Origin of the sequence: Massilia agilis, from assembly GCF_024756255.1 — a bacterium.
GTDB classification, from domain to species: Bacteria; Pseudomonadota; Gammaproteobacteria; order Burkholderiales; family Burkholderiaceae_D; genus Telluria; species Telluria agilis.
Window position 1 is genome coordinate 1,190,902 of record NZ_JANUHB010000002.1, and the last position, 25,786, is coordinate 1,216,687.

Genomic DNA, 25,786 nt, shown 5'->3' on the forward strand with positions numbered 1-25,786 from the left:
ATGGATTGCTGCATGCATTATCCGCGCAAGCAAGAGATCTTGCCCACGCGGATGGTATCTCACTTCAAGGCCGCGCCCACCTGCGGCAACAGGCGTGCTTTTTGCGTCGCGCGGATGCGCACGCCATTGCCGACACGCTGGGCTTCGACCAGTGCATCCGGGCCAAAGTTCTGACGGACATAGTTCTCCATCATGTCCGCATCGGCAGCGCGGTTCGAGGCGCTCACGACCTCGGCGAATGCGCGGTTGCTGCTCATGGCGTCGAGGTTCTTCAGCAGCTGGTCGCGGTGCTCGACCGCAAATTTCCATGCGAGGTCGAGGTGTTCGCGCGCCACGCCCGGCACGATCACGCTGGCCAGGTGCGGTGGCAGTTGCGGCGACAGCGCCAGCTGCAGGGTGCGTGCGGCCAGCGCCGGGTCTTGCGCGCTCATCAGGGCGCGGCCGAAGCGGTTGCGCTCTTCGCCGCTGGTGGTTTCCAGCGCGCGCTTGGTGAGCGCATCGTAGGTGGCGGCGTCGGCGTAGCGGCCGGCGGTGCCGATCACGAAGTCGAGCATGGACGGGCTCACCGAGGACGGGTCCTCCAGATAGCGCGCAAAGCGGGTTTTGGCCTCGCGGATTGCTTCCTCGTCTCCGGCGCGCGCCAGCGTGGTTGCCAGCAAGGCGCGCAGGCGCTTGTCTTCGGTGGAGTCGCTTTGCTTTTCGTCCCAGCCCAGTTCGTTGAACTTGGGTTTGGCAAAGCCGATGATGAACTTGCGGATCAGCTCTTGCTGCGGCTCACCGCGCGACAGCTGGTACAGGTTGCCCAGGTTGCCCGCGATCGATTCCCACACGGCCAGGCGCTGCTCGTTGCGGTACTGGCTGACCAGGTTCAGGTAGCTGTCCAGCTGCATGCGGCCGGCGCTGACCATGGCCCAGGTGTCGGTGAGCAATTTCAGTCGCGTGGGGTCGGGCAGTTTGGGCGCCTGCGCTGCCAATGCCTGGAAGCTCTGCGGGTCGTACTGGACGCGGAAGAAGCCCACGCTGTACGGGTCCACCACCAGCGCGCCGTCGCAGTTGGCCTGGGTCACGGTGGCGCTTGGGGTGGACAGCAGCGTGTACCCGGCCTTGCCGTTGACCGTTCCCAGCTGCACCGGCACGTTCCAGACGCGCTTGTCGGTGGCCGGCTCGTCGAGGCGGAACACTTCCTGCGACAGCGTCACGCGACGCTTGCCGTCCACGCAGGCCTGCTCCACCTTCACCAGCGGGAAACCGGCCTGCAGCGTCCAGTCGGACGCGAGCTTGCCAACCGGCTTGCCGGACGCCGCTTCCAGCGCGTTCCACAGGTCTTGCGAGGTGGTGTTGGAGTACTGGTGCTTGGCCATGTAGCTGCGAATGCCGCGGCGGAACGCATCCTCGCCCAGGTAGGCCTCGAGCATGCGCAGGAAGGCTTCGCCCTTCTGGTAGGTGATCGCGTCGAACGCGTTGGCGGCCTGCGCTTCGTTGTCGATCCGGGTCTGGATCGGGTGCGTGGTCTTGCGCGCGTCGAGGTTGAGCACATATTCGCGCTCGGCAATGGCGTCCAGGTAAGGGCGCCATTCTGGGTGGAAGTGGTCCATCGCCTTGGTCGACATCCACGAGGCAAAGCCTTCGTTCAGCCACAGGTTGTCCCACCACGCCATCGTCACCAGGTTGCCGAACCACTGGTGCGCGATCTCGTGGGAGTTGACCATGAAGGTGCCCTTCTTCACCGGCACCGGGCTGCGCTTGGGATCGACCAGCAGCGCCGCCTCGTTGTACACGATGCCGCCCCAGTTCTCCATCGCCCCGTTGAAGCCGCCGGGCACGGCGATCAGGTCGAGCTTGGGCAGCGGGTAAGGCACGCCGAAGTAATTGTTGTAGTAGTGCAGGACTTGCTTCGCATCGGCCAGCGGCAGCGTGGCGCTCTCCTGCTTGCCGGCGGTCGTCACGACGCCGATTTCCACGCCATCCTGCTTGGCGGCCAGGCGTTCCAGCTCGCCGGCGACCAGCACCACCAGGTAGCTTGGCATCTTGGGCGTGGCGGCAAAGGAAACGCGCTTCTTGCCGCCTGGTAGCGCCTGCTGCTTGTCCACAGGCGTGTTGGAGTAGGCGCTGAAGCTGGCGGGCACGTCGATCGACAACTTGAATTTGGCGCGGAACGAGGGCTCATCCCAGGTGGGCAGCAGGCGGCGCGCGTCGCTCGGTTCCATCGTGGTGCCGATCATTTTCTTGTCAGCACCGGCAACCTTGTAATTCATGTGGAACATACCGCGCGGCTCGCGGTTGATCAGGCCGCGGAACTGCAGCGCCAGCTTGTAGCGGCCCGGTTGCAGCGGTTGGGCCAGGTTGAAGGTCACGGTCTGCTGCTGCCGGTCCAGCGACGGGACCAGCTTGAGGCCCGAGATGCCCTTGCCCGAGAGCGTGGCGCCATCGATGTCGAGGTTGTCGGCATTGAGCATCAGCGTCGATGTCTGCTTCCTGACTTCGATCTCCACGGTTTCGTCACCGCGGAAGGTGTTGGCGTCGATGTCCGGCACGATGTGTGCGACGTACTGGACGGGCAGCACGTCCTTGGGCAACTTGCCCGGCGTGGCATCGAAGGAAAACGGCGCTTCGGCCAGGGCCAACCCGGCAGTCGTGGTCAAAGTGGCAACAACTGCGGCACGCAGCAGGTGATTCTTCATACTTTCCCCTTCTTTTCTTGTTCTGGACCCGCCCGTCGGCGGGATCTCCCAGCTTCGACTGTAGGGAAAGCGAGGATGGGCCGCATGGCAAATGCGACAGGATGCAGAAATCGCCGCTGGAACGCATTTTTTCGGGAATGGCCGCACCGGGCGTTGGATACAGCGAAAAAAATTCAAAAATATTTGCGCGGAACCCTAAAGTTCGCCAAAAGACTGCCGATACGCCCTAGAGAACCGGCAATCCGGCCGGCGTATGCAGTCGAGGTGGGCCATGACCTCCAACGAAGTGCTTTCGATGTACGAAAAAATTGCCGGCCTGACAAGCGGGATGGCAATGGCGGCGCAGGCCGGCGACTGGGAACGCCTGAGTCAACTGGAAACGCGCTGCCTGATCGAACGCGCGGCCGCTTCATCCGGCATGCCTGCGCTGCAAGGCGCCCAGCGCAGCCGCAAGGTCGAGCTGATCAAGCAGATTCTCGCCAACGACCGCGCCATCCGGGCCGTCACGGAGCCGTGGATGAGCCGCCTGGACGCGACCATGTGCGCGCACTGAGCGTTAGCCCCTCCCTAAGAAAAAAGCGCCCGCGAGGCGCTTTTTTTGTTTCGTAGGGTGGGCAGGTTTCCTGCCCACGCGTTCAGCAGGTGTACATGTCGTCCGCGACGCACACCTTGGTTGAACGCGTGGGCGGGAGACCCGCCCCACGAAACAAAAAAGCGCCACACGGGCGCTTTGGGGAATTCGGGAGAGCGAGCACCAGGTATCTCCTGGCGTCGCCTCGTGCCGGTTGCATCCGGCGTTTGCCGCCACTGTTGGCTAGCAAACCGCTTCCGTACTCAGGCGTTTCCTCAACGATCATCTGTTTTCCGCGCCACACTATCGGTGGTGGCTGCGCCAGATCCTGAGCCGTTTTTTCTGTGGTATATACAACCACGGCGCCAGTATAACCAAAAAGTTTGACCGTGGGGTAAATTTTTGTACCGGTGTTATCCGGCCGCCGCTTCGCTCGCCTGGGCCTCTTGCGGTTTGGCGTCGGACGGCTCGACGCGTTTGGCCGGCTTTGCCTTTGCGCCCTTGCGCCGGCTTCTCCACAGCTGCCAGCCACCAACGAGCGCAAACACTGCCACGCCCGCCCCCGCGATCCAACCCCAGGGCATGCCAGGCTCGGGTGGCGCCGGCTTGGTGTCCGCTGGCTTGGACGCAGGCGTCGCTGCCGCTGCAGGTTTTTCCACCTTGGGCTCGGCATGCTGCTCCGCCGGCTGATCCGTTGTGCCGGACGCGCTGTCGTGGCCCGCAGAGGCCTCCTTCTTCGCCGGCGGCTCGGGCTGCTTGGCCGGTTCGGGAGCCGCCTGCGCTTCGGCCTGCAGCGCCCGCACACGGCCTTCCAGCATGAGCAGCTTGGCTTGCAACTCGGCGTTCTTGCCATCGAGCGCCGCGCACACGGCTTCGGCCTTGGATGGCTCGCGCCGGCAGGCTGCTTCAGGCTGGGGCCGGGGCTGGGGCCGGGGCAACGGGACGGCTTGTGGACGCGCCGCTTTCGACTTGGCCCAGGCCAGCGGCGGCGGCGCCGGCTCCCTGGCGGCGACCGGCAGCGACACCGGGGCCGTCACGGGCGCCGGAGGCGTTGGGTCGGGAGTGAACCACAAGGTTGCCAGCCGTACTGTCTTCTGGCCACCTTCGGTCAGTTCGAGGTACACGTGCAGGTGCTCGCCCTCGACCGGCTTGAGTGAGGTCAGGTGCAGGAACTGCTTGCCGTCGCGCCGCATCACATTCATGTTCAGCGATGAAAGTACAGCTGGCATGTCGATCCCCGCGCCCTGGTACACATCGCGGCTGGCCAGTCGCGCCTGCACGCCGGCGGCCTGATCCTGGAGCGATGTCAGCTCGATATCGGCAACCAGCTGCTGGCCGATGTACGAGTTCACTTTCACCTCGCCAAGCTCGACAGCACTCGCCTGCGCGGCGGCGCAGGCAAAGATGAAGCTGGCAGTGTGTCGAAGGAAGCGGCGGGCCATGAAAAAGTGCGGTCGATTTGTGTCCTAAGCGTAATTAACGGGCGCTGGAGTAAACTCTTTAGTCCGATTGCACAATTGACAGGATGGCGTGATGGAAACCCGGACCGAAAAAGACAGCTTTGGGCCTATCGAAGTACCTGCGGATCACCTGTGGGGCGCGCAGACGCAGCGCTCGCTGCACCATTTCCACATCTCCACCGAGCGGATGGCGCCAGAGCTGGTTGCCGCGCTGGCGCAGGTCAAGCGGGCGGCGGCGGCCGTCAACCGCTCGCTCGGCAAGCTGGAGCGCGACAAGGCCGACGCCATCATGAAAGCCGCCGACGAGGTGCTCGAAGGTAAGCACGAGGACGAGTTTCCGCTGTCCGTGTGGCAGACCGGCTCGGGCACACAGAGCAACATGAACATGAACGAGGTGCTGGCCAACCGCGCCTCCGAGATCCTGGGTGGGCCGCGCGGCCAGGCGCGGCTGCTGCACCCGAACGACCATGTGAACATGGGCCAGTCGTCCAACGACATGTTCCCGACCGCGATGCACGTGGCCGCCGCCACCGCCGTGTCGCAGCGGGTACTGCCGGCGCTGGCACGGCTGCGCGGCACGCTGGAAGTGAAGTCGCGCGACTTTGCCGGCATCGTCAAGATCGGCCGCACCCACCTGCAGGACGCGACGCCGCTCACGCTCGGGCAGGAATTCTCGGGCTACGTGGCGCAGCTGGAATTTGCCGAGCACGCGATCCGCACCACCCTGCCCGGCCTGCTGATGCTGGCGGCCGGCGGCACCGCCGTCGGCACCGGACTGAACGCGCACCCCGAGTTTGCGCCGCGCATTGCGGCCGAGATCGGATCGCGCACCGGGCTGTCGTTCAAGAGCGCACCCAACAAATTCGCGGCGCTGGCCGCGCACGACGCCATTGTCTCGGCGCATGGCGCGCTCAAGACGCTGGGCACCGCGCTCATGAAGATCGCCAACGACATACGGTGGATGGCGTCCGGCCCGCGCTCGGGCCTGGGCGAGCTCACGATTCCGGAGAACGAACCGGGCAGCTCGATCATGCCGGGCAAGGTCAACCCGACCCAGGCCGAGGCGATGACGATGCTGTGCTGCCAGGTATTCGGCAACGACGTGGCGATCACGATGGGCGGCTCGCAGGGCAACTTCGAACTGAACGTGTTCAAGCCGATGATTGCCCACAATTTCCTGCAGAGCTGCCGGCTGCTGGCCGATGGCATGCGCTCGTTCGACGAACATTGCGCGCGCGGCATCGAGCCGAACCGCGCCCGCATCGGCGAGCTGATGGAACGCTCGCTGATGCTGGTGACCGCGCTGGCCCCGCATATCGGCTATGATCGCGCGGCTCAAATCGCAAAGACCGCGCAGCACGAAGGCATCACCCTGCGTGAGGCGGCGCTGCGGTCCGGTCACGTGACCGAGCAGCAGTTCAACGAATGGATCGTGCCGATCGAAATGACACGGCCGCATCCGGTGTGAGGCAGGCGCGTCGCGCCGATGTTTCTACCGTTTTCCAGTCGGCGCGGCGATGACCGAGAGCACCGCCGGATAGCGAAGGAAGACCCCTGCCCACATGATTGCCGCGATATAGACGCCGAAGAGCACATGCGAAAACAGCGGCGATCCAATCCGGTAGTGCGCTGCGATCGCGCCGCCCAGGTAGCCAGTGAGATAAATCGCGCCGAGGACAGTTGTCCTGGGCAGCATGTGGAGTACGGCGCCCACCAGCAGCAACAGTCCCAGGAAAAAAACCGAGGACGAAGGCCACCCGAGTGCAACGGTCGCGCTGATGGCAACCTCGGCGCCGGCCAGTTTTCCGGCGGCGTCCAGCAAAAAGAATGCCGTGACCAGGCAGGTGAGAACCAGTCCGGCGCGGCGTCGTCGCTTGGATGCCCGCTCGCCATCGCCAATATCCGCGGTCACGCCGTTTGCAGCGCGCATGCCGTTCGTGGTGCTGGTGCTGTTCATTTTTGCCTCCTGATTTGGTCCGCGATCGCGTCCCTGTCCTTAGTCGATCAGGGCGACGCTTTTTCGACAGCTCCGGAATGATCCCGGCAGAACGAGCCCAGCGACTAGTCACACGACAATCGTGTTCGCATCAGTGCTTCAATTGGCGGATAATCAAGTACTACAAAGATAAGACTACCTTACAGGGATTAAATGGAACAGACAGTTATCGAATTGACATCGGAATTCATCGAACTCAACCAGTTGCTCAAGGTGGCCGGGTTGGTGGACAGCGGCGGCGCCGGCAAGCACATGGTCGATAGCGGCGTGGTGTCAGTCGATGGCAAGCAGGAGCTGCGCAAGACCGCGAAAATCCGTGCCGGCCAGGTGGTCACCGTGGGCGATATGCGGATCAGCGTGAAATAAGCAGGCTGCCAGCCTGTGCGGCGCACGTTTGCGCCGAGACAAATGCGCCAGGGCTCCCTTGTTTATATTTTAAGTGTGATCAACCGGCTTAAGGTGAGCGCGATGGAAACCCCGGACAACAATTCCCATACGCAGGAACGGCTGATCGGCGACTTAAGGGCCGTCATCGAAAACGCGGAAGAGCTGCTGAAAAACACCGATCAGTACACCAGCGTGCTGTACCAGAACGCGCGGGCCAAGCTGGCCATGGCGCTGGACGCCGCCAACGAGGAGCTGGCGCGCTTCGAGGACGCCCAGCTTGCGCGCATGATCGACGCCACGCGCGAGGCCAACGCACGCTTTAACGACCAAACCGGCGAGGCACGCATCCTGCGCGCTTTCCAGGACCTGCACTGATTGACCAGCTCACAGGACGGGCGGATGTGCCCATGCTAACGCTCATTGGCCTCGCACGCTTGCGCGCGTGGGCACTTCCGCCCGCCCTGCTCCGCCGAAAACACCCCTAATCGCAGCCAATGCCCCAGGTGCGCTGCAACGTCGAACTCCTCGTCGATCGCAAACGCCGCGTCCAACGCCTCGCCGAACGTCTTTCCCTCGGCAAGCGCCGTCAGGGCAGCAAAAGCAGATGCCGTGAGCGGCACCAACTGCGGTTGCCAGCGCGGGCGCACGACCAACGCATAACTGTCCTCCCGCATTTGCTCCGGAAATGGCGGACCGTCTGGCTGATGGGCAAGCCACAACGCCGCCGTTGCCCATTCGCAGTGGTCAAACGCGGCGGCAGGATGCAGCGTAAAGCGCGCCGCCTCCACCTCCTCGGGCGCCAGTGCGGCGAGTTGGGCCGGGTCCAGCGCCGGCGCGTCCGGCTCGTAGTACGACCGGTGCAGCAACCATTCGAGGCGCGCCATGCCGGGTAGGTACGGGTACCGTTCCACCGCCGCGAAACCGGCGAGAAATTGCGCGAAGTTCTCGCCGAACAGGTTCAGGTCCGGGTCCTGCGACGGGAAGGCTTTGCCGTAGGCGCGGGCGAGACCGCTGAAGAATTCTTCGCCCACCAGTTGCCGCACAACCGGGAAGGCGGCGCCCAGCGATTTTTCCCAGTTGGCGGTGAGGTTGCCGCGGTAGATTGCGAGGCGTTCCATCGCAGCATGCGGCTTGACCAGCGCGATGGCGGGCGTGGACTGGCTGGCATCGAACAGCGCGTCGCCAAAGCGCTGCTGGGTTTGGTCGAGCCGCGTGTCTGCCAGCTCGGCATGGGTCCCGGCCTGCGCCGGGACGACGAGTTCTGACGGTGCGGAAAATTCACTGGCGATCGCTTGTGCCTTCGCGGCCTCTGTGAGCAGCACCGCCAGCTCGGGAATGTCGGTATCCCACTCCACCAGCGTCGGCACGCGGCCAAAGCGCGCAAGCGCGGCGCGGTACAGCTGCCACACCGGTTCGGCAATCTCGGCGCCGTGATGGTCGATGACGGCGTGCTCGGTCGGCAGGTGGCCCGCCAGGTGGATTTCGCCCACCATCCCGGGTGACAGCGCGGCAATGGCGGCCAGCGCGTCCTCGCCGTGGTTGCATTCGTTGACGTAGAGGTTGTTGACGTCCAGCAGGACGCCGCAGCCGGTGCGGCGCACCAGCTCTGCAAGGAACTCGGCCTCGCTCATGGTGTCGCCGTTAAAGCGCAGGTAGGCCGAGACGTTTTCGACCAGCACCTGCCGGCGCAGCACGTCCTGCATGCGGGAGACGCGCGCGGACACGAGATCGAGCGCCGCGTCGTCGAGCGTGACCGGCAGCAGGTCGTTGAGCTGGCGGTCGTGCAGCGCGCCCCAGCTCAGGTGTTCCGACACGAGCGCCGGTTCGATGCGCTCGACCAGCTCGCGTACGCGCTGCAGGTGCTGTTCGGAAAAGCCCCGCGCCGAGCCCAGCCCGAGCCCGACGCCATGCAGGCTGAACGGATAATCGCGCCGCAGCTCCTGCAGCACATGCCAGTCCCATCCCGAGCGGGACAGGTAGTTCTCGGTATGAACCTCGAGCCAGCCAACCTGTGGCCGCTCGTCCAGGAAGCGGCGGTAGTGCGGAACGCGCAGGCCAACGCCGATTCCCAGCGCAGGCCGCTGCCCCGCCACCACGGCGTTCCTTACTTGGTCTCGGTCAGCTTGCCGCCGACCTTTTCGCACGTGCCCTTGGCGACGTACTTCCATTCCTTGGCGTCGTTATCGACCCTGGCCTGGCCCGCGCAGCCGTGGGTTGCGGTACCGCAGTCGTTCTGGCCAGCCTTGGCGACGCCATAGCACTTTTCCTGCTCGCCTTTCGCCGCCATCGTATCCTGGGCAGCCAGCGCGGCGTTGGCGGCGCAGGCACTCGCAAGGGCGGCGGCGATCATGGCGTGGCGTTTGTTCATGTTTTCTCCTGTGATTGTGTACGGACGCGACGCTGGCGATTGTACCTGTCCCCAAAACGAAAGCAACCCGGGACCTCAGGCGAGGTGCCGGGTTGCGTCGCCGAGAATGCAAAAAGCTCAGGCGGTCGTATTCACATTCTTGCCAAGATGTGCAGGCAGATTCTGGACGGTCGGGGTCGACTTGATGGCGTCGAGCAACTGGGTCGCGGTCGAGCTCTCGATCTCCTGTGCGCGCTTGAGCACGGCGATGTCCACTTCCTGCTTGGTACCCGTTTCGGCGATGCTGGTCGCGCCGCTGGCGATGCCGCTGATGTCCATTTTCTTCTCCTGAAGAGGCTGATCCTCCGTTGACGGCAGTTTTTTGAAGAACTTTAGGAATTTTTTGTGAGCCAACTGTTGAGCCAGCCCAGGACCGCTTTCCGGTCGTTCAGGTCCAGCCATGCCAGCCTGGCGGGAGCGTCGGCGGGACGCGGCGCATCCGACGCCACCGCCACGATGTGGGGGTCGTCCAGGTACAGCGCGGGTCGGCCAAGGGACGGACGGTGCACTTCCAGCTTGGGAATCGGCTCCCATTTGTAGCCTTCGACCAGGGTCAGGTCGGCCGGGGACAGCCGGGGCAGGAGCTCGTCCAGCGGCGGCTCGGCTTGTTCCCGCAGTTCGCGGGCGATCGCAATGCGGTAAGGCGAAACCAGCATCACCTCGCCCGCCCCGGCCCGGCGCAGGCGTGCGCTGTCGGTGTGCGGCGGCTCGAGCACCACGTCGTGGTGGCTGTGCTTGACGGCGTTGACCCTCAGCCCTCGGCCGGCCAGCTCACCGACCAGGTACTCGACCAACGTAGTCTTGCCGCTGCCGGACCAGCCGCAGATGCCCAGCACGCGGCCGCGATCAGAACGGGACACGATAGCGGTACCCCCTGAAGTTCAGCACCGCTCCCTTTGGCAGAAGCTTTTCCAGCATCAGCCCGGGCGCGACCTCCTCGCCTTCGTGGCGCAGCGTCTTGTCCACCAGGACCAGGCGGTCGGCCGGGTTGGGCGAATACATGTAGCCGCCGAAGGCTACCTTGGGCACGTCGCGCCGCACCGCATCCGGCAGGCCGTTCAGGGTCGGCAGGCCGTCGTCAGCCGACACGGGCGCCACCACGGCAGGCTTGGCCACTTCCGCCGGCACGCTCGTTGCGGCAGGGGCCGGTTCGGGCGCCTTGCGTACCGGTTCGGCAGGCGGCCTTGCCGGTTTTGCTGCGGCCGGCGGCGCATCCGGCGCGCCCACGAGCGCTACCGCCGGAGCGGGCGATGCCGCAGCCGGGGGGTGCTGCGCGACGGCTGCATCATGGGCAGGCGCCGGACCGGGAGCCACGGCCGGTGCGGCAGCCTGCGCCACCACGGCCGGTGCGGGAGTGCCAGCGTGCTGGCGCCAGGCCAGTATCGCGCCCGCCACCAGCAGCACGCCGGCGGCGGCGCCGATCACGAGCGGCTTGCGGCGCTGTGCCGCCTGCGGCGCGCCGTGGGCGGCCGGCGCATGGATGGTCGGCGCGCTGCCCAGCTGGCGTTCGGCCTGGGCCTTCTTGAGCGCTTCGAGGATGTAGGACATCTTATTTCCCGGTCCGGTTAAGCGAGAGCAGGCGCGGCTCTTCCACGCCCGACAGCTGGTTCAGGCGCATGTAGGTGCGCGGCCCGGCCACGCCGTCCGCCTTCAGGTTCTGTTTGGACTGAAAGTCGCGCAGCAGCCCCTGCATGCGCTTGCCCAGCGGCCGGTCCACCGGCGGTACGTCGATCTTGTTGAGCTGCGCCAGGCGCTCGGCGATCCAGTCCACGTCCGGCCCCTGGTCGCCAATGCCAACCTGGTCGCGGAAAGCGCGCGGCATCTTCCAGAAGGTGGTGTACTCGCCGTCGAACAAGGGCGCGAGCGTGGCCAGGCCCACGGTCTGGCGCTTGCCGTTGGCGGACAAGGTGGCGGTGGCGTCGTCCATGCGGGTCAGGACCGCGTAACCGACATGGGCGCCGTCGTGCAGCGTTACGATTGCGGGCCGGTCCAGGAGGCGCAGTTCGTACAGCCCTCCCCGGCCCTGGTGGCAGCGCAGGTTGAGCTTGAGCGCGGCCTGGCATGGTTCGCCTTCGGGCAGCGGCTGGCCCCACAGCGCGGCCAGCTCGCGCAGCGCGGCGTCCTGGCTGGCGTGGGCCACCGGCTTGGCGGGCGCGGTGTTTGTCCTGGCGGGTGCCGGTGAGGCAAGCGCCGAGGATACCGGCGCGACCTTGGCGATGGCTGGCGCGGCCTGCTGGCGCGGCAGCAGCTGCCAGGCGGCGGTGGCGCTGATGGCAACGGCCATCAGGGCGCCGCCGGCGAACACCGGCCAGCGGCGCCGGCGCGCGTCTGGCTGCTCGCTGCCGAACACCTCCTGCGCGGCGCGGCGCAGGATCGGCCGCGTCACCTCGCGGCTGTTCTCGACGTAGGCACCGAGCAGCCCGCGGTCGCACAGCAGGTTGATCCGGCGCGGCACGCCGTGCGCGAGCCGGTGAATCAGCGGCGCGAGCGAGACCGGAATCGGCGTGGGCCCGGTCACGCCAGCCACCGCCAGCCGGTGCGCGACATAGGCCCCGGTTTCGGACTCGGACAGCGGCCCGAGGTGGTAGCGCGCGATCACGCGCTGGGCCAGCTGCTCCAGCTCGGGACGCTCGACCATCTGGCGCAGCTCGGGCTGGCCGATCAGGATGATCTGCAGGAGCTTGCGCTCGCTGGTTTCAAGGTTGGTTAGCAGGCGCAGCTGCTCGAGCACGTCGGCCGACAGGTTCTGCGCCTCGTCGATCACCAGCACGTTGTTCAGGCCCCTGGCGTGCGCGTCCAGCAGGTACTGGTTGATCGCGTCCACATACAGCTTGGCGCCCGTGGCCCCGGCCGCGCGCGGCGGCAGCGCAATGCCGAACTCGTCGCATACGGTCGACAGCAGCTCTTCCACCGTCAGGCGCGGATTGAAGATGTAGGCCAGGCGGCAGTTGCCCGGCACCTGCTCGATGAAGCAGCGGCACACGGTGGTCTTGCCGGCGCCGATCTCGCCGGTGAGCAGGACAAAGCCGCCGCCGCTGTCGATCCCGTACAGCAGGTGGGCGAGCGCCTCACGGTGGCGCTCGCTCATGAACAGGTAGCGCGGGTCGGGCGCGATCGAGAACGGGGCTTGCTTCAGGCTGAAATAATTGTTGTACATGTCGAACCGGTCGCCGGCAGCGTTTTCATGCATGCGAAGTAGTGTTGGATCGGGTTCCGGCGTGCGCAACAGTGCGGTTACGGCCGGGCCTAGAGCTTGGACAGCCAGTTGCGGTTGGACGCAATCTGCGCCTTGGTGGCCGCCGGCAGCGCGTCGTAACAGCCGGGGTGCTGCTTGAGTGCATTTTCCCGCACTTCCTTCTGCATGCCGTTAACCACGAAAACATAAACGGTCACACCTTCGGCATTCTTGCGGGTGCCCATGTATCGAATCACTTCTTATTCCTCCATGCAACTATTATGACATTTCGGAATCAGGCGCCGCCAGCGCCCGGCGCCGGCGCTGCACGGCCGATGGCGCGGTACGCCGAGATGTTGCTCGCAAGCCACATCGCCGCCAGCGCGCGGTTGTCATGTTGCCAAGGATGAAACGACGGCCGCAGGTAATGCAGGCATGGCAGGAACAAATGCCATGCCACCCCGCGCCACCCGAACCACATGCGCGCGGCGCTGGCCCAGGTGCGCGGCTGCCACAGCGCGCCATCGTGCTTCAAATTGAACGCGGTCTGCAGGAACACGTCGAACCAGAACACCAGGCTGGCGTGCACGAACCACAGCACGCGCCTGACGTAACCGCCGCCCGCGGCGCGGTACACGTCGAACGCGACGGCCTTGTGCTCGGTCTCCTCGACCGCGTGCCAGGTCCACAACAGGTGCAGCGCGGGGTCGGCCCCTTCCAGCCACTCGGGGTGGCGCAGCACGCCGTCGGCCAGCACCGCCGTGTAATGCTCCAGTGCGCAGGTGATGGCCACGCGGCTCTTCACGTCCAGCTTTGCAATGCGCCGCACCCGCCGCGCGATCGCCTTTTCCAGCGTGAAGCCGAAGCCCTGCTGCGCCAGCTGCGCGTTGTACTGGATGTGGGCGAAGCGGTGGCTCGCCTCCTGCCCCACGAAATCCCTGACCTCGGCCGCCAGGGCCGGGTCGGACAGCCTTGCCGGCGGCACCGCGCGCAGGCTGTCGATGAACATCTGCTCGCCGATGGGAAAGGTCATCGACAACGCATTGAAGAACTGCGTGCGATAGGCGTCGCCCGCCAGCCAGCGGCGGCTGAAACCGCGGGACAGGTCGACGTCGAGCTTGCGGACGGTGAGCGAGCACATGCAGATGAATATACACGCGGCGCGGGCAAGTGCAAGCGCGCACTTCAACCCCCGGCTTGCGCAGTTGATTCCCGATTTTCGGCGGTCTGTCGTTTTGGCCGTGCAGGCCGGCGGCTGGCGGTCTATTGTGCAGGCTCCCGGCACCGCGCCGCCACCTGATAACAAGACCAATGAAGACAGCTCTCAAACTCACCGCGCTGGCCGCCGCCGTGGCCGTCGGCGCCATCGCCAGCCAGGCCAGCCAGGCCCAGACCCAGCGCGCCGGCGTCGTCACCGAACAGCGTGCCGTTGGCGCCTTCACCGCGCTGGAACTGTCCGGCCCCTTCCACGTCGTCGTCCATGCACAGGGCAAGAACGCGCTGGAGCTGTCGGGCGAGCGCAAGGAGCTCGACGAGGTCGAGGTCTTCACGCGCGGCGACACGCTGGTGGTGCGCCCGCGCTCGCACGTGGCGGGCTTTCACTTCAGCTGGGGAAGGCAGCGCGACCCGGTCCAGGTCACGATCGGCGCGCAAGGCCTGAAACGGCTGTCGGTGGGCGGCAGCGGCGACGTCGAGGTGGACCAGTTGAGCGGCGAGAAAGTCGCACTGGAAGTGGACGGCCCGGGCGACCTGCGCGCCTCGGGCGCGGTGCGCGAGCTGGCCGTCAAGAGCGGCGGCAGCGGCGACGCCGACCTGCGCCAGCTGGCCGCGGCCAACCTGAGCCTGGCCATGTCCGGCCCGGGCAACGTCCGCCTGTCGGGCGTGGCCAACGACATGAACGCCAGTGTCACCGGCTCGGGCGACCTGAAGGCCGATGGACTGCACCTGGCCCGCCTGCAGCTGCAGATGAGCGGCCCGGGCAACGTCAATTTGTCGGGCAGCGCGCGCGAGCTGCGCGCCGAGGTGACCGGCTCCGGCGACCTGGAAGCCTGCAGCCTCGCGGTACAGGCGGTGCGCACGCTGCAGGGCGGCCCGGGCAGCGCGTGCGTGTCCGGCACCATCAAGCAGTTCGACGCCGAGGTGCACGGCTCGGGCGACCTGACCGCGCGCGGCCTGCAGGCCCAATCGGCGCGGGTACGCATGACCGGCCCGGGCAACGTGACGCTGGCCGGCGCCACCACCGAGCTGGCCGCGCAAATGAGCGGTTCGGGCGACCTGAAGGCCGGCTCGCTGCAGGTGGCCAAGGCGCAGGTAGCGAGCCGCGGCCCGGGCGAGGTCGCGCTGGCCACGATCACCGACACGCTGGACGCACAGCTGCGCGGCTCGGGCAACCTGGCCGCCAACATGGCCGGCAAGCGCCTGCTGCTGAAGATCGACGGGCCGGGCGACGCCAGCATCAGCGGCACCGTGGACACGGTCAGCGCCGAGCTGACCGGCTCGGGCAGCCTCGAGGGCCGCGCCCTGACGGCGGCGCACACCGACATCCACGTGCGCGGCCCGGGCAGCGCGACGGTCAACCTGACCCAGCAAGCTGCCCAACAGGCCAACCGCCAGCGCGGCTCGATCCTGGTGGTCGATCGCGAGGGCACGCACCACCTGCTGCAGTGAGTAGCGGCGGCGTCCTGTGCTAATGTAACGCGGCGCTTTCGCGAGCGCCGCCACGCGTTGTATGTACATAGCCGCCTATAAAACCAAGGACGCCAATGAAACCAACCATCGCCCGCCTCGCGCCGCTCGCCGGCGCGCTTGCGTTTGCCGGCCTCGCGCACGCACAGGCCGACAAGCCGCTGTATCCGCAACTGCCCACCGAAACACCCGCCGAATTCGCGGCGCCGACAGCGAGCTTCAACTACGTCAAGCGCAGCGTGATGATCCCGATGCGCGACGGCGTGAGGCTCAACACCGTCATCATCATGCCCAAGGGGGCGAAGAACGCGCCGATCCTGCTGACCCGCACGCCGTACGACGCGTCGTCGCTGACCAGCCACGCGGAGAGCAACGACCTGGGCTCGATCCTGCAGGGCTATGACAACGCGGCCGACGTGATCGTGGAAGGCGGCTACATCCGGGTGGTGCAGGACGTGCGCGGCAAGTACGGTTCGGAAGGCGACTATGTGATGAACCGCCCGCTGCAAGGCCCGCTCAACCCCACGCCGGTGGACCATTCGACCGACACGTACGACACCATCGAATGGCTCACCAAAAACCTCCCCGAGACCAACGGCAAGGTCGGCATCATCGGCATTTCGTACGATGGCTTTTTGCCGCTGATGGCCTTGGTGAACCCGCACCCGGCGCTCAAGGTGGCGGTGCCGATGAACCCGATGGTCGATGGCTGGAAGGGCGACGACTGGTTCCACAACGGCGCCTTCCGCCAGATCAACCTGTCGTACGTGATGGAGCAGGTGGTCTCGCGCAAGAATGAGGCTAAATGGTTTACCTCGAATTACGACGACTACGACATGTACATGCGCGCCGGTACCGCCGGTGAGCTTGGGCGCGAACGCGGCGTCGAGCAGAGCGGCTTCTGGCGCAAGATCCTCGCGCATCCGTCGTACGACAGCTTCTGGCAGCAGCAGGCAATGGACAAGATCCTGGCAAAGCAGCCGGTCACGGTGCCCACGCTGCTGGTGCACAGCCTGTGGGATGCGGAAGACATCTATGGCGCAGTCGCGGTGTACAAGGCCATCAAGCCGAACGACAAGGACGGAAAGGTGCACCTGGTATTGGGCCCGTGGTCGCACGGCGGCGGCATCGGCGACGGCAGCAGCCTGGGCGCGATCAAGTTTGGCCAGGACACCGCCCTGCACTTCCGCCAGGAGATCCTGCGCCCGTTCCTGGACCGCTACCTGAAGGACGACACCTCGGCCGCGCCGATCCCGACCGTGTCGGCATTCGAGACCGGCACCAACAAATGGCGCAGCCTGAATGCGTGGCCGGCCGGCTGCAACAGCGGCTGCGCGATCAAGCCGGTGGCGCTGCGCCTGGCCGCCAGCCAGAAGGCGCTGCTGGGTGCGCCGGCCAACGACAAGGGCTATGACGAATACATCTCGGACCCGGCCAAGCCGGTGCCGTTCCGCCAGCGGCCGATTCCGCCGTACGGCTACGACGAAGCCAAGGGCCAGAGCTGGCCGCGCTGGCTGGTGGACGACCAGCGCGAGGCATCGGGTCGCACCGACGTGCTGACCTTCACCTCGGACGTGCTCACCGCGCCGGTGAAGATCAGCGGCGAGCCGGTGGCGAACCTGATTGCCTCGACCAGCGGCACCGACTCGGACTGGGTGGTCAAGCTGATCGACGTGTACCCGGACCAGGTGGGCAGCCAGCCGGCCATGGGCGGCTACCAGCTGATGGTCTCGGGCGACATTTTCCGCGGCCGCTATCGCGAGAGCATGGAGGTGCCGCACGCGATTGCACCGAACAAGCCGCTCGCCTACCGCTTCGGCCTGCCGACCGCGAACCACGTGTTCCTGCCGGGCCACCGCATCATGGTGCAGGTGCAGTCGAGCTGGTTCCCGCTGTACGACCGCAATCCGCAGACCTTCGTGCCCAACATCTTCTGGGCCAAGCCGGCAGACTTCAAGAAGGCCACGCAGCGGGTGTACCACAGCAGCTTTGTCGAGCTGCCGATCGTCGAAGCGGTTCGGTAGGGTGGGCGGGTTTCCCGCCCACGCGTTCAGGCCGGGCATGCGTGGCCTGAACGCGTGGGCAGGAGCACCTGCCAAACCTACGTGACCGGCAGAGCGTCAAGCGCGGGCACGATCTCGCGCAGGCTGCCAACCTCGTAATCCGGCACCGCATCGGTTTCGTTCGCAAGCCGCTCGGGATTGAACCAGCAGCTTTCAATCCCGAACCGGTTCGCGCCCAGGATGTCCGCATCCAGGCGGTCGCCAACGATGATCATCTCCGCCTTGGCGCAGGCACGCGCCATCTTGACCGTGTACTCGAAAAAGCGGCTGTCCGGCTTGGCGAAGCCGCAGGCTTCGGACGTGGAGATGAACGAGATGTGCTGGTTCAGCCCCGAGCTGGCAATGCGGCGGCGCTGGATGTGATCGACGCCGTTGGTGATGACACCGACTTCGCCGATTTCCGCCAGCGCTGCGCACACGCTCGCGGCGCCATCGATCAGCACGACCGTTTCGGACAAGGACTCAAGATACAGGCTGCTTGCCGCCTCGGCATCCAGCTCGAGCCCGTGCGCAAGGAAGGTGCGGCGGAACCGCTCCACCTTCAGGAAGTCCTTCGCCACTTCCCCGCGTTCGAAGCGCTTCCACAGGTCGACATTGATCGCCTGGTAGTCCACGAACAGCTGGTCGATGCCGTCACGCGCGCCCAGTTCCTGCAAGGTCCGCGCAAACGAGCGCTTTTCGGACGCGCGGAAGTCGAGGAGCGTGTCGTCCAGGTCAAAGAGAAAAAGCTTGTGTTTCATTGCTGCATGATACCACCGGGCCGATCGTCGCCCCGGCAGCCTTTTCTGGCCGTTGGGCGGAAAATCCAACCGGGGGAGTTACGGGCAGGTGGCTGCGAGATTTCGCTTACAACAGCCTCGTGCCGAGCGGTACCTGATGTTCCGGTGCGCAGAGACTGACGTTTCCGGAGGCGTCGTGAAAGCCGGTTACCAGGCATTCGGACATGAACGGACCGATCTGCTTTTTAGGGAAATTGGTGACCGCAACGACCTGCTTTCCGATGAGGGTTTCCGGTGCATATAGCGCCGTGATCTGGGCGCTCGATTTGAGCACGCCGATATCGCTTCCGAAATCGATCTGCAGTTTATAGGCCGGCTTTCTCGCTTCCGGAAACGCCTCCGCGGCGACGATGCGCCCGACACGAAGCTCGACCTTCATGAAATCCGACCAATCGATGTGTTCAGTTTGGTTCATTATGCAGGGGAGTCCAGTAATTTTCTTGTTGGGCCAACGACGGATTGAAAGAATAGCATCAATGGACTGTTTTTTTCATGTCGTGGGCAATTACAACAGCGGCATCACGCCCACTCAACCATACCAGCCAGATACCAGCAATTTTTCCTTAAAAACCAACTACTTACACTCATAACCGACAGCTATTGACCCATTCCGGATTGCCACAAAAGAATACCAGTCAAATACCTGTTGACAACAAAGTATGCCCTCCCTATAGTGCCCTGACCTCCCCGGCACTCAATCACACTCATGATCGACTATCTCATCGGCGTCGATGGCGGCGGCACCGGCACGCGCGTGCGGCTTGCAGAAGTTAGCGGCGCCGAACTGGCACAGTCCACCAGCGGCCCTTCGGGTCTGGCGCATGGCATCGGCAATGCCTGGACCGCCGTCAACTCTGCGGTGGGCAAGGCATTCACCGCGATCGGCATCGACCAGGTTCCGCTGGAGCGTTGCGCCATCGGGCTTGGGCTGGCCGGGGTCCACAACAAGGAATGGGCGGCGCAATTCGCGGCCGCCAACCCCGGCTACGCGGCCCTTGCGCTCGACAACGACGGCATCACCACCCTCTTCGGCGCGCACGCGGGCCAGCCCGGCGTGATCGTGGCCATCGGCACCGGCAGCGTGGGCGAAGCCTTGCTCCCGGACGGCAGCCAGCGCGAAGTGGGCGGCTGGGGTTTTCCGGCGGGGGATGAGGCCAGCGGCGGCTGGATGGGCCTGCGCGCGATGAACCATATCCAGCAGGTGCTCGACGGCCGCAAGCCGGGGAGCCGTTTTGCCGATGCGGTGATCGACGCTTGCGGCGGCAACCGCGACGCCATCCAGGTCTGGCTCGGCCAGGCGACGCAGACCACCTACGCTGGGCTGGCGCGCATCGTGATGGCGCACGGCGAATCGGACCCGGTGGCCAGAACCATCCTCGAAGACGCGGGGCGCGAAGTGGCGCTGATGGCGGCCGCGCTCGACCCTTCCGGCCAGCTGCCGGTGGCGCTGTGCGGCGGCCTGGGCGAACCGCTGCGCCCTTACCTGCCGCAGGCACTCCTTGCGCGCGTGGTGGCCGCGCAAGGCGACTCGGCCAAGGGCGCGCTCCGCATGATCGAACAGCATTTGAAAAAGGCACACCAATGAAGGGCAACATCCTCACCCCGAACGGCTGGATCGTCGGCGACATCGAATTCGGCCCGCGCATCCTGTCGATCGAAGGCGAGTCGATCAATCCGGAAGCGAACCGCGAAGACTACATCCTGCCCGGCTTTATCGACCTGCACGTGCACGGCGGCGCAGGGCGCGACATGATGGAAGGCGGCGACGCGCCGCACGTGATCGCGGCGCTGCACGCAAGGCACGGCACCACCAGCCTGCTCGCCACCACCATGACCGCCCCGGTGGAAGACATCACCACCGCGCTTGGCGCGATCGGCAAGGCCTGCGGCGAGCGTGGCAAGAACGAGGCGCGCATCCTTGGCGTGCACCTGGAAGGCCCGTACATCAACCCCGGCAAGCTCGGTGCCCAGCCGGCCTACGCGCGCGAGGCCACGCTGGCCGAAGTGCAGCGCTTCGGCCAGCAGGCGCCGATGAAGCTCATCACCGTGGCGCCCGAAATGGACGGCCACCTGGAACTGGTGCGCCAGCTTGCCGATGCCGGCATCAAGGTACAGATCGGCCACACCACCGGCACCTACGAGGACGGCGTGAAGGCGCTGGAGCATGGCGCGGCGGGCTTCACCCACCTGTTCAACGCGATGCCCGGCCTGCACCACCGCGACCCCGGCATGGTCGGCGCGGCGCTCGCGCATGCGCAGTACGCCGAGATCATTCCCGACCTGTTGCACGTGCATCCGGGCGCGATCAAGGTGGCGCTGCGGTCGATCCCGCACCTGTTCTGCGTAACCGATTCCACCGCCGCCGCCGGCATGCCGGACGGCGAATACATGCTGGGCCGCCAGGTGGTCCACAAATGCATGGGCGGCGTGCGCCTGGCCGACGGCACGCTGGCCGGCAGCACGCTCACCATGGACCAGGCGCTGCGCAACCTGGTCTCGATCGGGCTGCCGCTGGCCGAGGCCTCACGGCGCGTGTCCACCAACGCCGCAGACTATCTAGGCGAAACCCAGCGCGGGCGCCTGGCCCCGGGCTGCTTCGCCGACCTCGTGGTCCTGGACCGCGACCTGAACATCAAAGCCGTTTATATTGAAGGAGAAGTGTGTGACCTCGCAGATGCTTAAAGAAGCCGTGTCCGCGGCAGAATGCGTCGCTTTCCAACTGTCGAACGACGCCGAACGCTACGCGGAACTGGGCCGCAAGCTGAGGTCCACCAATTTCCACAGCGCCGTCACCGTCGCGCGCGGCAGCTCGGACCACGCGTCGGCCTACCTGGCCTACCTGATCATGGCGCGCATGGGACGCCTGGTGACCTCGCTGCCGATGTCGCTCATCACCCTGTACAAGTCGCCGCTCGTCACGCGCGACACGCTGGCCGTGGCCATCTCGCAGTCGGGCCAGAGCCCGGACGTGGTCGAACCGATCCGCTACTTCCGCGGCGGCGGCGCCACCACGGTCGCGCTGGTCAACGACACCGCCTCGCCGCTGGCCGAAGCGGCCGAGTGGACCATGCCGCTGCACGCCGGTAAAGAACAGAGCGTGGCCGCGACCAAGAGCTTCATCACCAGCCTGGTGGCAGGCGCCCGCCTGGTCGCCGAATGGCAGAACGACCCGGAACTGAAGGACGGCATCGCCGCCCTGCCCGAGGTGCTGGCCACCGCCGCCCGTGCCGACTGGTCGGCAGCGATCGACGTGCTGGCGCCGGCCCGCAACATCATGGTGGTCGGCCGCGGCATCAGCTTCCCGGTGGCGCTGGAGTCGGCGCTCAAGTTCAAGGAGACCTCGGCCCTGCAAGCGGAGGCGTTCTCCGGCGCCGAGATCAAGCACGGCCCAATGGCGCTGATCGAGGAAGGCTACCCGCTCCTGATCTTCGCAACCCGCGGCCCGGCCCAGGCCAGCCTGGTGCAGCTGGCCGGCGAAATGCGCGGACGCGGCGCGCGCGTGCTGCTGGCCGCGCCCGAAGACGTGGCCGAGCGCGACCTGACGATACCGGTGGCGGCCACCCCGGACCTGGACCCGATCGCAGCGATCCAGTCTTTCTATGTGATGGCGGCGCACCTGTCCAAGGCGCGCGGCATGGACCCGGACCGTCCGCGCCACCTGTCGAAAGTCACAAAGACGAACTAAGCAAACTGAGGACCATGAACGAGAACCTCCACCAGCTAGCCGGCCAGCTGATCATGGTGCGGCTGTTCGGCACCGAACTGGATGCCGACACCGCCGCATTCCTGGGCCAGAACAGCGTGCGCGGCGTGTGCCTGTTCCGCCAGAACATGACCGACGCCACGCAGCTCACGCGCTTCACCGGTGCGCTGCGCGAGGTGATGGGCCGCGAGTCGCTGATCGCACTGGACCAGGAAGGCGGCGCGGTGGTGCGCTCGACCTGGGTGCCGGCGCCGCCGTCGGCGATGGCGCTGGGCGCAGCGAACGATCCGCATCTGGCGCGCGACGTGGGCGCCGCGGTGGCGCGCGCGGTGCGTTCGCTGGGCTTCAACTGGAATTTCGCGCCGGTGCTGGACCTGAACAACAACCCGCAGAACCCGGTCATCGCCGAGCGCTCGTTCGGCGCCGACCCGTTGCGCGCGACCGAACTGGCGCTGGCCTGGATGGCGGGCAGCGAGGCCGAAGGCGTGGCCTGCTGCGTCAAGCACTTCCCCGGCCACGGCGACACCCACGTCGATTCGCACCGCGACCTGCCGCTGGTGGACAAGCCGCTCGCCGAGCTGGAACGCTTCGAGTTCGCGCCGTTCCGCATGGCCGCGGCCAGCGCGCCGGCGATGATGACGGCGCACATCGTCTACCCGTCGCTCGACCCGGACAACCCGGCCACCATGTCGCGCCGGATCCTGACCGGCATCTTGCGCGATGAGTGGAGCTACCGCGGCGTGGTGATCACCGACGGCATGGACATGCACGCGATCGCCCACCGCTACAGCGCGGGCCAGGCGGCGGTGAACGCGCTGGTGGCCGGCGCCGACATGGTGATGGCGATCGGCAGCCGCGAAACGCAGCAGGAGACCATCGACGCGATCGCCGCCGCGATCCGCGACGGGGTGCTGCCGATGGACGAGGTCAAGGCACGCCTTGCGCGCCTGTCCGCGCTGGTGCAGGCGCATCCGTGCTGCCAGGGCGAGTACACGACCGAACAGCAGGACCGCGCGCTCATGGCGCGGGCGTGGAAGGCGGGCCTCACCGCGCTGCGCGGCCCCACCCGCCCTGCCCGCGGCAGCAAGGTGCGCCTGGTGGCGCGCCAGGACGTGGTGAGCGACGGCGTGTCCGAGGCCGGCGTGCCGGCCGCCACGATCGCAGCCATGCTGGGCCAGCTGTACGAGGTGGATCTGGTCACCTTTGCCGACGCCGAGTGCTTCGACTGGGACGCGCTGCCGCAGGACGGCCGCTTCACGGTCCTGGCCTCGACCTCGCGCCGCCGCTACGGCCCCAACGCGCGCGCCACCTGGCGCCCGGACCTGCACCTGGCGCTATGGAACCCCTATCAGGCGCTCGACTTCGAGGCCCCGGCCCTGATGACCTACGGCTTCGCCCCGCCCGCGCTGGAAGCGGTGAACGCCTGGCTGGCCGGCCAGATCGAGGCGCAAGGCGTGTGCCCGGTGCCGGGTTTTAGCCGTAACTCAATGTAACGACGCGCCGGGTCTGGCAGACTCTGCGGCACAATTGCCAGACCCATCGATGTAGTTTGTGGGACAATGCCGGTTTGTCCGAAAAGGCAATGTTGCTTTGAGCCGACAAAAATGTGCATCGCTCATTTTTTTGCTATTGATTGAAGGATTCTCCATGTCCCAATTTCGTCTTGCCCGTCTCGTCCTGATGCTGGCCGCCCTCGGCGCAGCGCCGGCCCTGATGAACAATGCCATCGCGCAAAAGAAAGAAGACAAACCGGCCGCCGAGCAAAAAGGCCCGACCGTGCGTCCGGAGGTGTTCAAGCTGATCGACGGCGCCCAGCTCAAGCCTTTGATGGACGCCAAGAACTTCACGGAAGTCCAGAACCGCCTCAACCAAGCCGAAGCGGTGCCGAACCTGACGCCGTACGAACACTACGCGATCGACCGCATGAAGCTGTCGCTGGCCGCCACCTCGGGCGCGGACGTGGCGCCGATGCTGACCACGCTGCTGGGCTCCGAGTTCATCTCCCCGCAGGAAAAGGACACCTTCCTGCTGGCGCTCGGCAACCAGTACTACAACAACAAGAACTACCCGAAGGCCGCTGAGGTCTTCAAGCGCTACGAGAAGGAAGGCAGCGACCCGTCCAAGGTGCGCGGCCCGCTGATCCGCGCCGAGTACCTGTCCGGCGACTACGCCGCGGCCAAGGCCGGCCTGCTGCCGGTGATCGCCGACGCCGAGAAGGCCGGCAAGGTGCCGGGCGAAGAGGACCTGCGGCTGCTGGCCTCCTCGGCCAACAAGACCAAGGACGACGCCACCTACCTGGCCACCATCGACAAGATGATCGCCTACTATCCGAGCGACGAGCTGTGGACCGACGCGCTCAACCGCGGCGTGTACCGCAAGCCGGGCTACGATGGCACCGCGAACGACGTGAACGTGTACCGCCTGGAATACTCGGCCCAGCAGAAGATGCCGGCCGAGCATTACGCCGACTTCGCCCAGCTGCTGCTGCTGGCGGGCTTCCCGACCGAAGCGAAGAAGGTGCTGGACGCCGGCTTTGCCAACGGCGCGCTGGGCACCGGCGCGGACGCGGCCAAGCACCGCCAGCTGCGCGACAAGGCGACCAAGGGCGCGGCCGACGACGCCAAGAACATCGCCACCGGCGAGGCTTCGGCAGCCAAGTCGAAGAACGGCGCCGGCCTGGTCAACCTGGGCTGGGCATATGTGACGATGGACCAGTTCGACAAGGGCATCGGCTTCATCCAGCAGGGCATCGCCAAGGGCGGCCTGAAGCAGCCGGACGAGGCCAAGCTGCGCCTGGGTATCGCCCAGCTGCGCGCCGGCCACAAGGACGAAGCGATCAAGACCTTCCAGGACGTGAAGGCGGGCGGCGGCCTGTCGGACCTGGCGCGCTACTGGATCGTGCTGGCGAATCACCCGACCCCGGCGACGGCGGCTGCAGCCAAGTAAGCGATACCGGCATCACGAAAAAAATCCCGCAGCGATGCGGGATTTTTTTTGTAGGGTGGGCACTGGTGCCCACGCGGGGATACGCGCCGCGTGCCTGACCGCGTGGGCTCGAGAGCCCACCCTACGTCACAGCGCGGTCAGTCCGCCGTCGATGGCGAGCTGGTGGCCGGTCACGAACGAGGACTGGTCGGAGCACAGCCACATCACGGCATTGGCCACTTCGGCAGGTTCGGCCAGGCGCCCCATCGGGTAGGTGTCCTTGAGCTTTTCTTCCAGCTGCGGGTCGCGCTCGAGCATGCGCGCAAACATCGGCGTGCGCACGGCGCCAGGGCACAGGCTGTTGACGCGAATGCCGGCACGCGCGTATTCGACTGCGGCGCTCTTGGTCAGGCCCACTACGGCGTGCTTGCTGGCCGTGTAGAGCGAGCGCGTGGGCAAGGCCACCAGTCCGGCCACCGACGCCATGTTGACGATCGTGCCCCCGCCCTGCTGCATCATCTGGCGCAGCTCGGCCTTCATGCACAGCCACACGCCCTTCACGTTCACGCCCATGATGCGGTCGTATTGCGCGTCGTCCGTGTCCAGCATGCCGGCCTGTTCTTCCTCGATGGCCGCGTTGTTCACGGCGCAGTCGATGCGGCCGTAGCGGCTGACAGCCTTGTCCACCAGCGCTTCCACATCGGATGCGCGGGTCACGTTGGCATTCACGTACAGCGCCTTGCCGCCCGCTTCCACGATCATGGCGGCAGTCGCGTGGCCGCCGTCCACCGAGGAATCGGCGACCACGACGCAGGCGCCCGCGCGCCCGAACGCCAGCGCCGTGGCGCGGCCGATGCCGGCTGCCGCTCCCGTCACCAGCACAACCTTGCCGGCAAACGACATGGCTTCCGACTGCTGCTTGTTAGTGCCCTTCACGATCTGCTCCTACGCGAT

Annotated in this window: 25 protein-coding genes; 11 read left to right on the plus strand and 14 right to left on the minus strand. The window is 66.2% G+C overall.

Annotated elements, in window-relative coordinates; genetic code table 11:
* Positions 1 to 59: 59 nt before the first annotated feature.
* The gene (locus NX774_RS12455; RefSeq protein WP_258822494.1) at positions 60 to 2,681 is read right to left on the minus strand and encodes a M1 family metallopeptidase; all 2,622 of its coding nucleotides are present in this window, start codon (positions 2,679 to 2,681) and stop codon (positions 60 to 62) included.
* A 271-nt stretch (positions 2,682 to 2,952) separates the two neighbouring features.
* Here NX774_RS12455 and NX774_RS12460 point away from each other — a divergent pair, with 271 nt between their 5' ends.
* Entirely contained in the window at positions 2,953 to 3,234 is a 282-nt protein-coding gene (locus tag NX774_RS12460; RefSeq protein WP_258822495.1) for a flagellar protein FliT, read from the plus strand.
* Positions 3,235 to 3,665: 431 nt separating this feature from the next.
* On the opposite strand, the gene NX774_RS12465 is transcribed toward NX774_RS12460, so the two are convergent.
* On the minus strand, positions 3,666 to 4,694 hold the full coding sequence (locus tag NX774_RS12465) for a FimV/HubP-related protein (protein WP_258822496.1): 1,029 nt from the start codon (positions 4,692 to 4,694) through the stop codon (positions 3,666 to 3,668).
* A 91-nt stretch (positions 4,695 to 4,785) separates the two neighbouring features.
* Between NX774_RS12465 and fumC the strand changes: the two genes are divergently transcribed.
* Positions 4,786 to 6,180, plus strand: coding sequence for a class II fumarate hydratase (gene fumC / locus NX774_RS12470; RefSeq protein ID WP_258822497.1), 1,395 nt, complete (start codon positions 4,786 to 4,788; stop codon positions 6,178 to 6,180).
* Positions 6,181 to 6,204: 24 nt separating this feature from the next.
* On the opposite strand, the gene NX774_RS12475 is transcribed toward fumC, so the two are convergent.
* Positions 6,205 to 6,669, minus strand: coding sequence for a DoxX family protein (locus NX774_RS12475; protein WP_258822498.1), 465 nt, complete (start codon positions 6,667 to 6,669; stop codon positions 6,205 to 6,207).
* 192 nt (positions 6,670 to 6,861) lie between these two features.
* Between NX774_RS12475 and NX774_RS12480 the strand changes: the two genes are divergently transcribed.
* Positions 6,862 to 7,074, plus strand: a complete 213-nt coding sequence (locus NX774_RS12480; RefSeq protein WP_258822499.1) for an RNA-binding S4 domain-containing protein — start codon at positions 6,862 to 6,864, stop codon at positions 7,072 to 7,074.
* A 102-nt stretch (positions 7,075 to 7,176) separates the two neighbouring features.
* Positions 7,177 to 7,470 (plus strand): DUF883 domain-containing protein, encoded by a 294-nt coding sequence (locus NX774_RS12485; protein ID WP_258822500.1) that lies wholly within the window; start codon positions 7,177 to 7,179, stop codon positions 7,468 to 7,470.
* 35 nt (positions 7,471 to 7,505) lie between these two features.
* Here NX774_RS12485 and bufB read toward each other — a convergent pair whose 3' ends face one another.
* The 8 genes from bufB to NX774_RS12525 form a co-directional block, all read right to left on the minus strand.
* Complete coding sequence (bufB, locus tag NX774_RS12490) at positions 7,506 to 9,191, minus strand: MNIO family bufferin maturase (RefSeq protein ID WP_258822501.1); 1,686 nt, start codon at positions 9,189 to 9,191, stop codon at positions 7,506 to 7,508.
* 8 nt (positions 9,192 to 9,199) lie between these two features.
* Positions 9,200 to 9,463, minus strand: a complete 264-nt coding sequence (locus NX774_RS12495) for a BufA1 family periplasmic bufferin-type metallophore (RefSeq protein WP_258822502.1) — start codon at positions 9,461 to 9,463, stop codon at positions 9,200 to 9,202.
* A gap of 117 nt (positions 9,464 to 9,580) precedes the next feature.
* A complete protein-coding gene (locus NX774_RS12500) occupies positions 9,581 to 9,781 on the minus strand; it encodes a YjfB family protein (RefSeq protein WP_258822503.1) in 201 nt (66 codons plus the stop codon).
* A gap of 53 nt (positions 9,782 to 9,834) precedes the next feature.
* Complete coding sequence (gene mobB / locus NX774_RS12505) at positions 9,835 to 10,362, minus strand: molybdopterin-guanine dinucleotide biosynthesis protein B (RefSeq protein ID WP_258822504.1); 528 nt, start codon at positions 10,360 to 10,362, stop codon at positions 9,835 to 9,837.
* Positions 10,349 to 11,050, minus strand: a complete 702-nt coding sequence (locus tag NX774_RS12510; protein WP_258822505.1) for a general secretion pathway protein GspB — start codon at positions 11,048 to 11,050, stop codon at positions 10,349 to 10,351. Before NX774_RS12510 ends, mobB begins: the two co-directional genes overlap by 14 nt.
* 1 nt (position 11,051) lies before the next feature.
* On the minus strand, positions 11,052 to 12,659 hold the full coding sequence (locus NX774_RS12515) for an AAA family ATPase (protein ID WP_258822752.1): 1,608 nt from the start codon (positions 12,657 to 12,659) through the stop codon (positions 11,052 to 11,054).
* 89 nt (positions 12,660 to 12,748) lie between these two features.
* Entirely contained in the window at positions 12,749 to 12,934 is a 186-nt protein-coding gene (locus NX774_RS12520; RefSeq protein WP_258822506.1) for a hypothetical protein, read from the minus strand.
* A gap of 38 nt (positions 12,935 to 12,972) precedes the next feature.
* Positions 12,973 to 13,818, minus strand: a complete 846-nt coding sequence (locus tag NX774_RS12525; protein WP_258822507.1) for a metal-dependent hydrolase — start codon at positions 13,816 to 13,818, stop codon at positions 12,973 to 12,975.
* 170 nt (positions 13,819 to 13,988) lie between these two features.
* Here NX774_RS12525 and NX774_RS12530 point away from each other — a divergent pair, with 170 nt between their 5' ends.
* Together NX774_RS12530 and NX774_RS12535 are read left to right on the plus strand one after the other, a co-directional pair.
* Complete coding sequence (locus NX774_RS12530) at positions 13,989 to 15,344, plus strand: GIN domain-containing protein (RefSeq protein WP_258822508.1); 1,356 nt, start codon at positions 13,989 to 13,991, stop codon at positions 15,342 to 15,344.
* A gap of 95 nt (positions 15,345 to 15,439) precedes the next feature.
* The gene (locus NX774_RS12535; RefSeq protein ID WP_258822509.1) at positions 15,440 to 17,386 is read left to right on the plus strand and encodes a CocE/NonD family hydrolase; all 1,947 of its coding nucleotides are present in this window, start codon (positions 15,440 to 15,442) and stop codon (positions 17,384 to 17,386) included.
* A gap of 77 nt (positions 17,387 to 17,463) precedes the next feature.
* On the opposite strand, the gene NX774_RS12540 is transcribed toward NX774_RS12535, so the two are convergent.
* Together NX774_RS12540 and NX774_RS12545 are read right to left on the minus strand one after the other, a co-directional pair.
* A complete protein-coding gene (locus tag NX774_RS12540; protein ID WP_258822510.1) occupies positions 17,464 to 18,165 on the minus strand; it encodes a YjjG family noncanonical pyrimidine nucleotidase in 702 nt (233 codons plus the stop codon).
* Between the two features lie 106 nt (positions 18,166 to 18,271).
* Positions 18,272 to 18,619 (minus strand): tRNA-binding protein, encoded by a 348-nt coding sequence (locus NX774_RS12545; RefSeq protein WP_258822511.1) that lies wholly within the window; start codon positions 18,617 to 18,619, stop codon positions 18,272 to 18,274.
* 291 nt (positions 18,620 to 18,910) lie between these two features.
* On the opposite strand from NX774_RS12545, the gene NX774_RS12550 reads away from it, so the two are divergent.
* From NX774_RS12550 to NX774_RS12570, 5 genes are all read left to right on the plus strand, one after another.
* Positions 18,911 to 19,789, plus strand: coding sequence for a glucosamine kinase nucleotide-binding domain-containing protein (locus NX774_RS12550; RefSeq protein WP_258822512.1), 879 nt, complete (start codon positions 18,911 to 18,913; stop codon positions 19,787 to 19,789).
* Positions 19,786 to 20,886 (plus strand): N-acetylglucosamine-6-phosphate deacetylase, encoded by a 1,101-nt coding sequence (gene nagA / locus NX774_RS12555; RefSeq protein WP_258822513.1) that lies wholly within the window; start codon positions 19,786 to 19,788, stop codon positions 20,884 to 20,886. Before NX774_RS12550 ends, nagA begins: the two co-directional genes overlap by 4 nt.
* Positions 20,879 to 21,889: an SIS domain-containing protein gene (locus tag NX774_RS12560; protein ID WP_258822753.1), complete on the plus strand. Its 1,011-nt coding sequence runs from the start codon at positions 20,879 to 20,881 to the stop codon at positions 21,887 to 21,889. Before nagA ends, NX774_RS12560 begins: the two co-directional genes overlap by 8 nt.
* A gap of 14 nt (positions 21,890 to 21,903) precedes the next feature.
* Positions 21,904 to 23,400 (plus strand): beta-N-acetylhexosaminidase, encoded by a 1,497-nt coding sequence (nagZ, locus tag NX774_RS12565; protein ID WP_258822514.1) that lies wholly within the window; start codon positions 21,904 to 21,906, stop codon positions 23,398 to 23,400.
* 154 nt (positions 23,401 to 23,554) lie between these two features.
* Positions 23,555 to 24,853 (plus strand): tetratricopeptide repeat protein, encoded by a 1,299-nt coding sequence (locus NX774_RS12570; RefSeq protein WP_258822515.1) that lies wholly within the window; start codon positions 23,555 to 23,557, stop codon positions 24,851 to 24,853.
* A gap of 126 nt (positions 24,854 to 24,979) precedes the next feature.
* Here the strand turns inward: NX774_RS12570 and NX774_RS12575 are convergent, their stop codons facing one another.
* The gene (locus NX774_RS12575; protein WP_258822516.1) at positions 24,980 to 25,768 is read right to left on the minus strand and encodes an SDR family oxidoreductase; all 789 of its coding nucleotides are present in this window, start codon (positions 25,766 to 25,768) and stop codon (positions 24,980 to 24,982) included.
* Between the last annotated feature and the right edge of the window lie 18 nt (positions 25,769 to 25,786).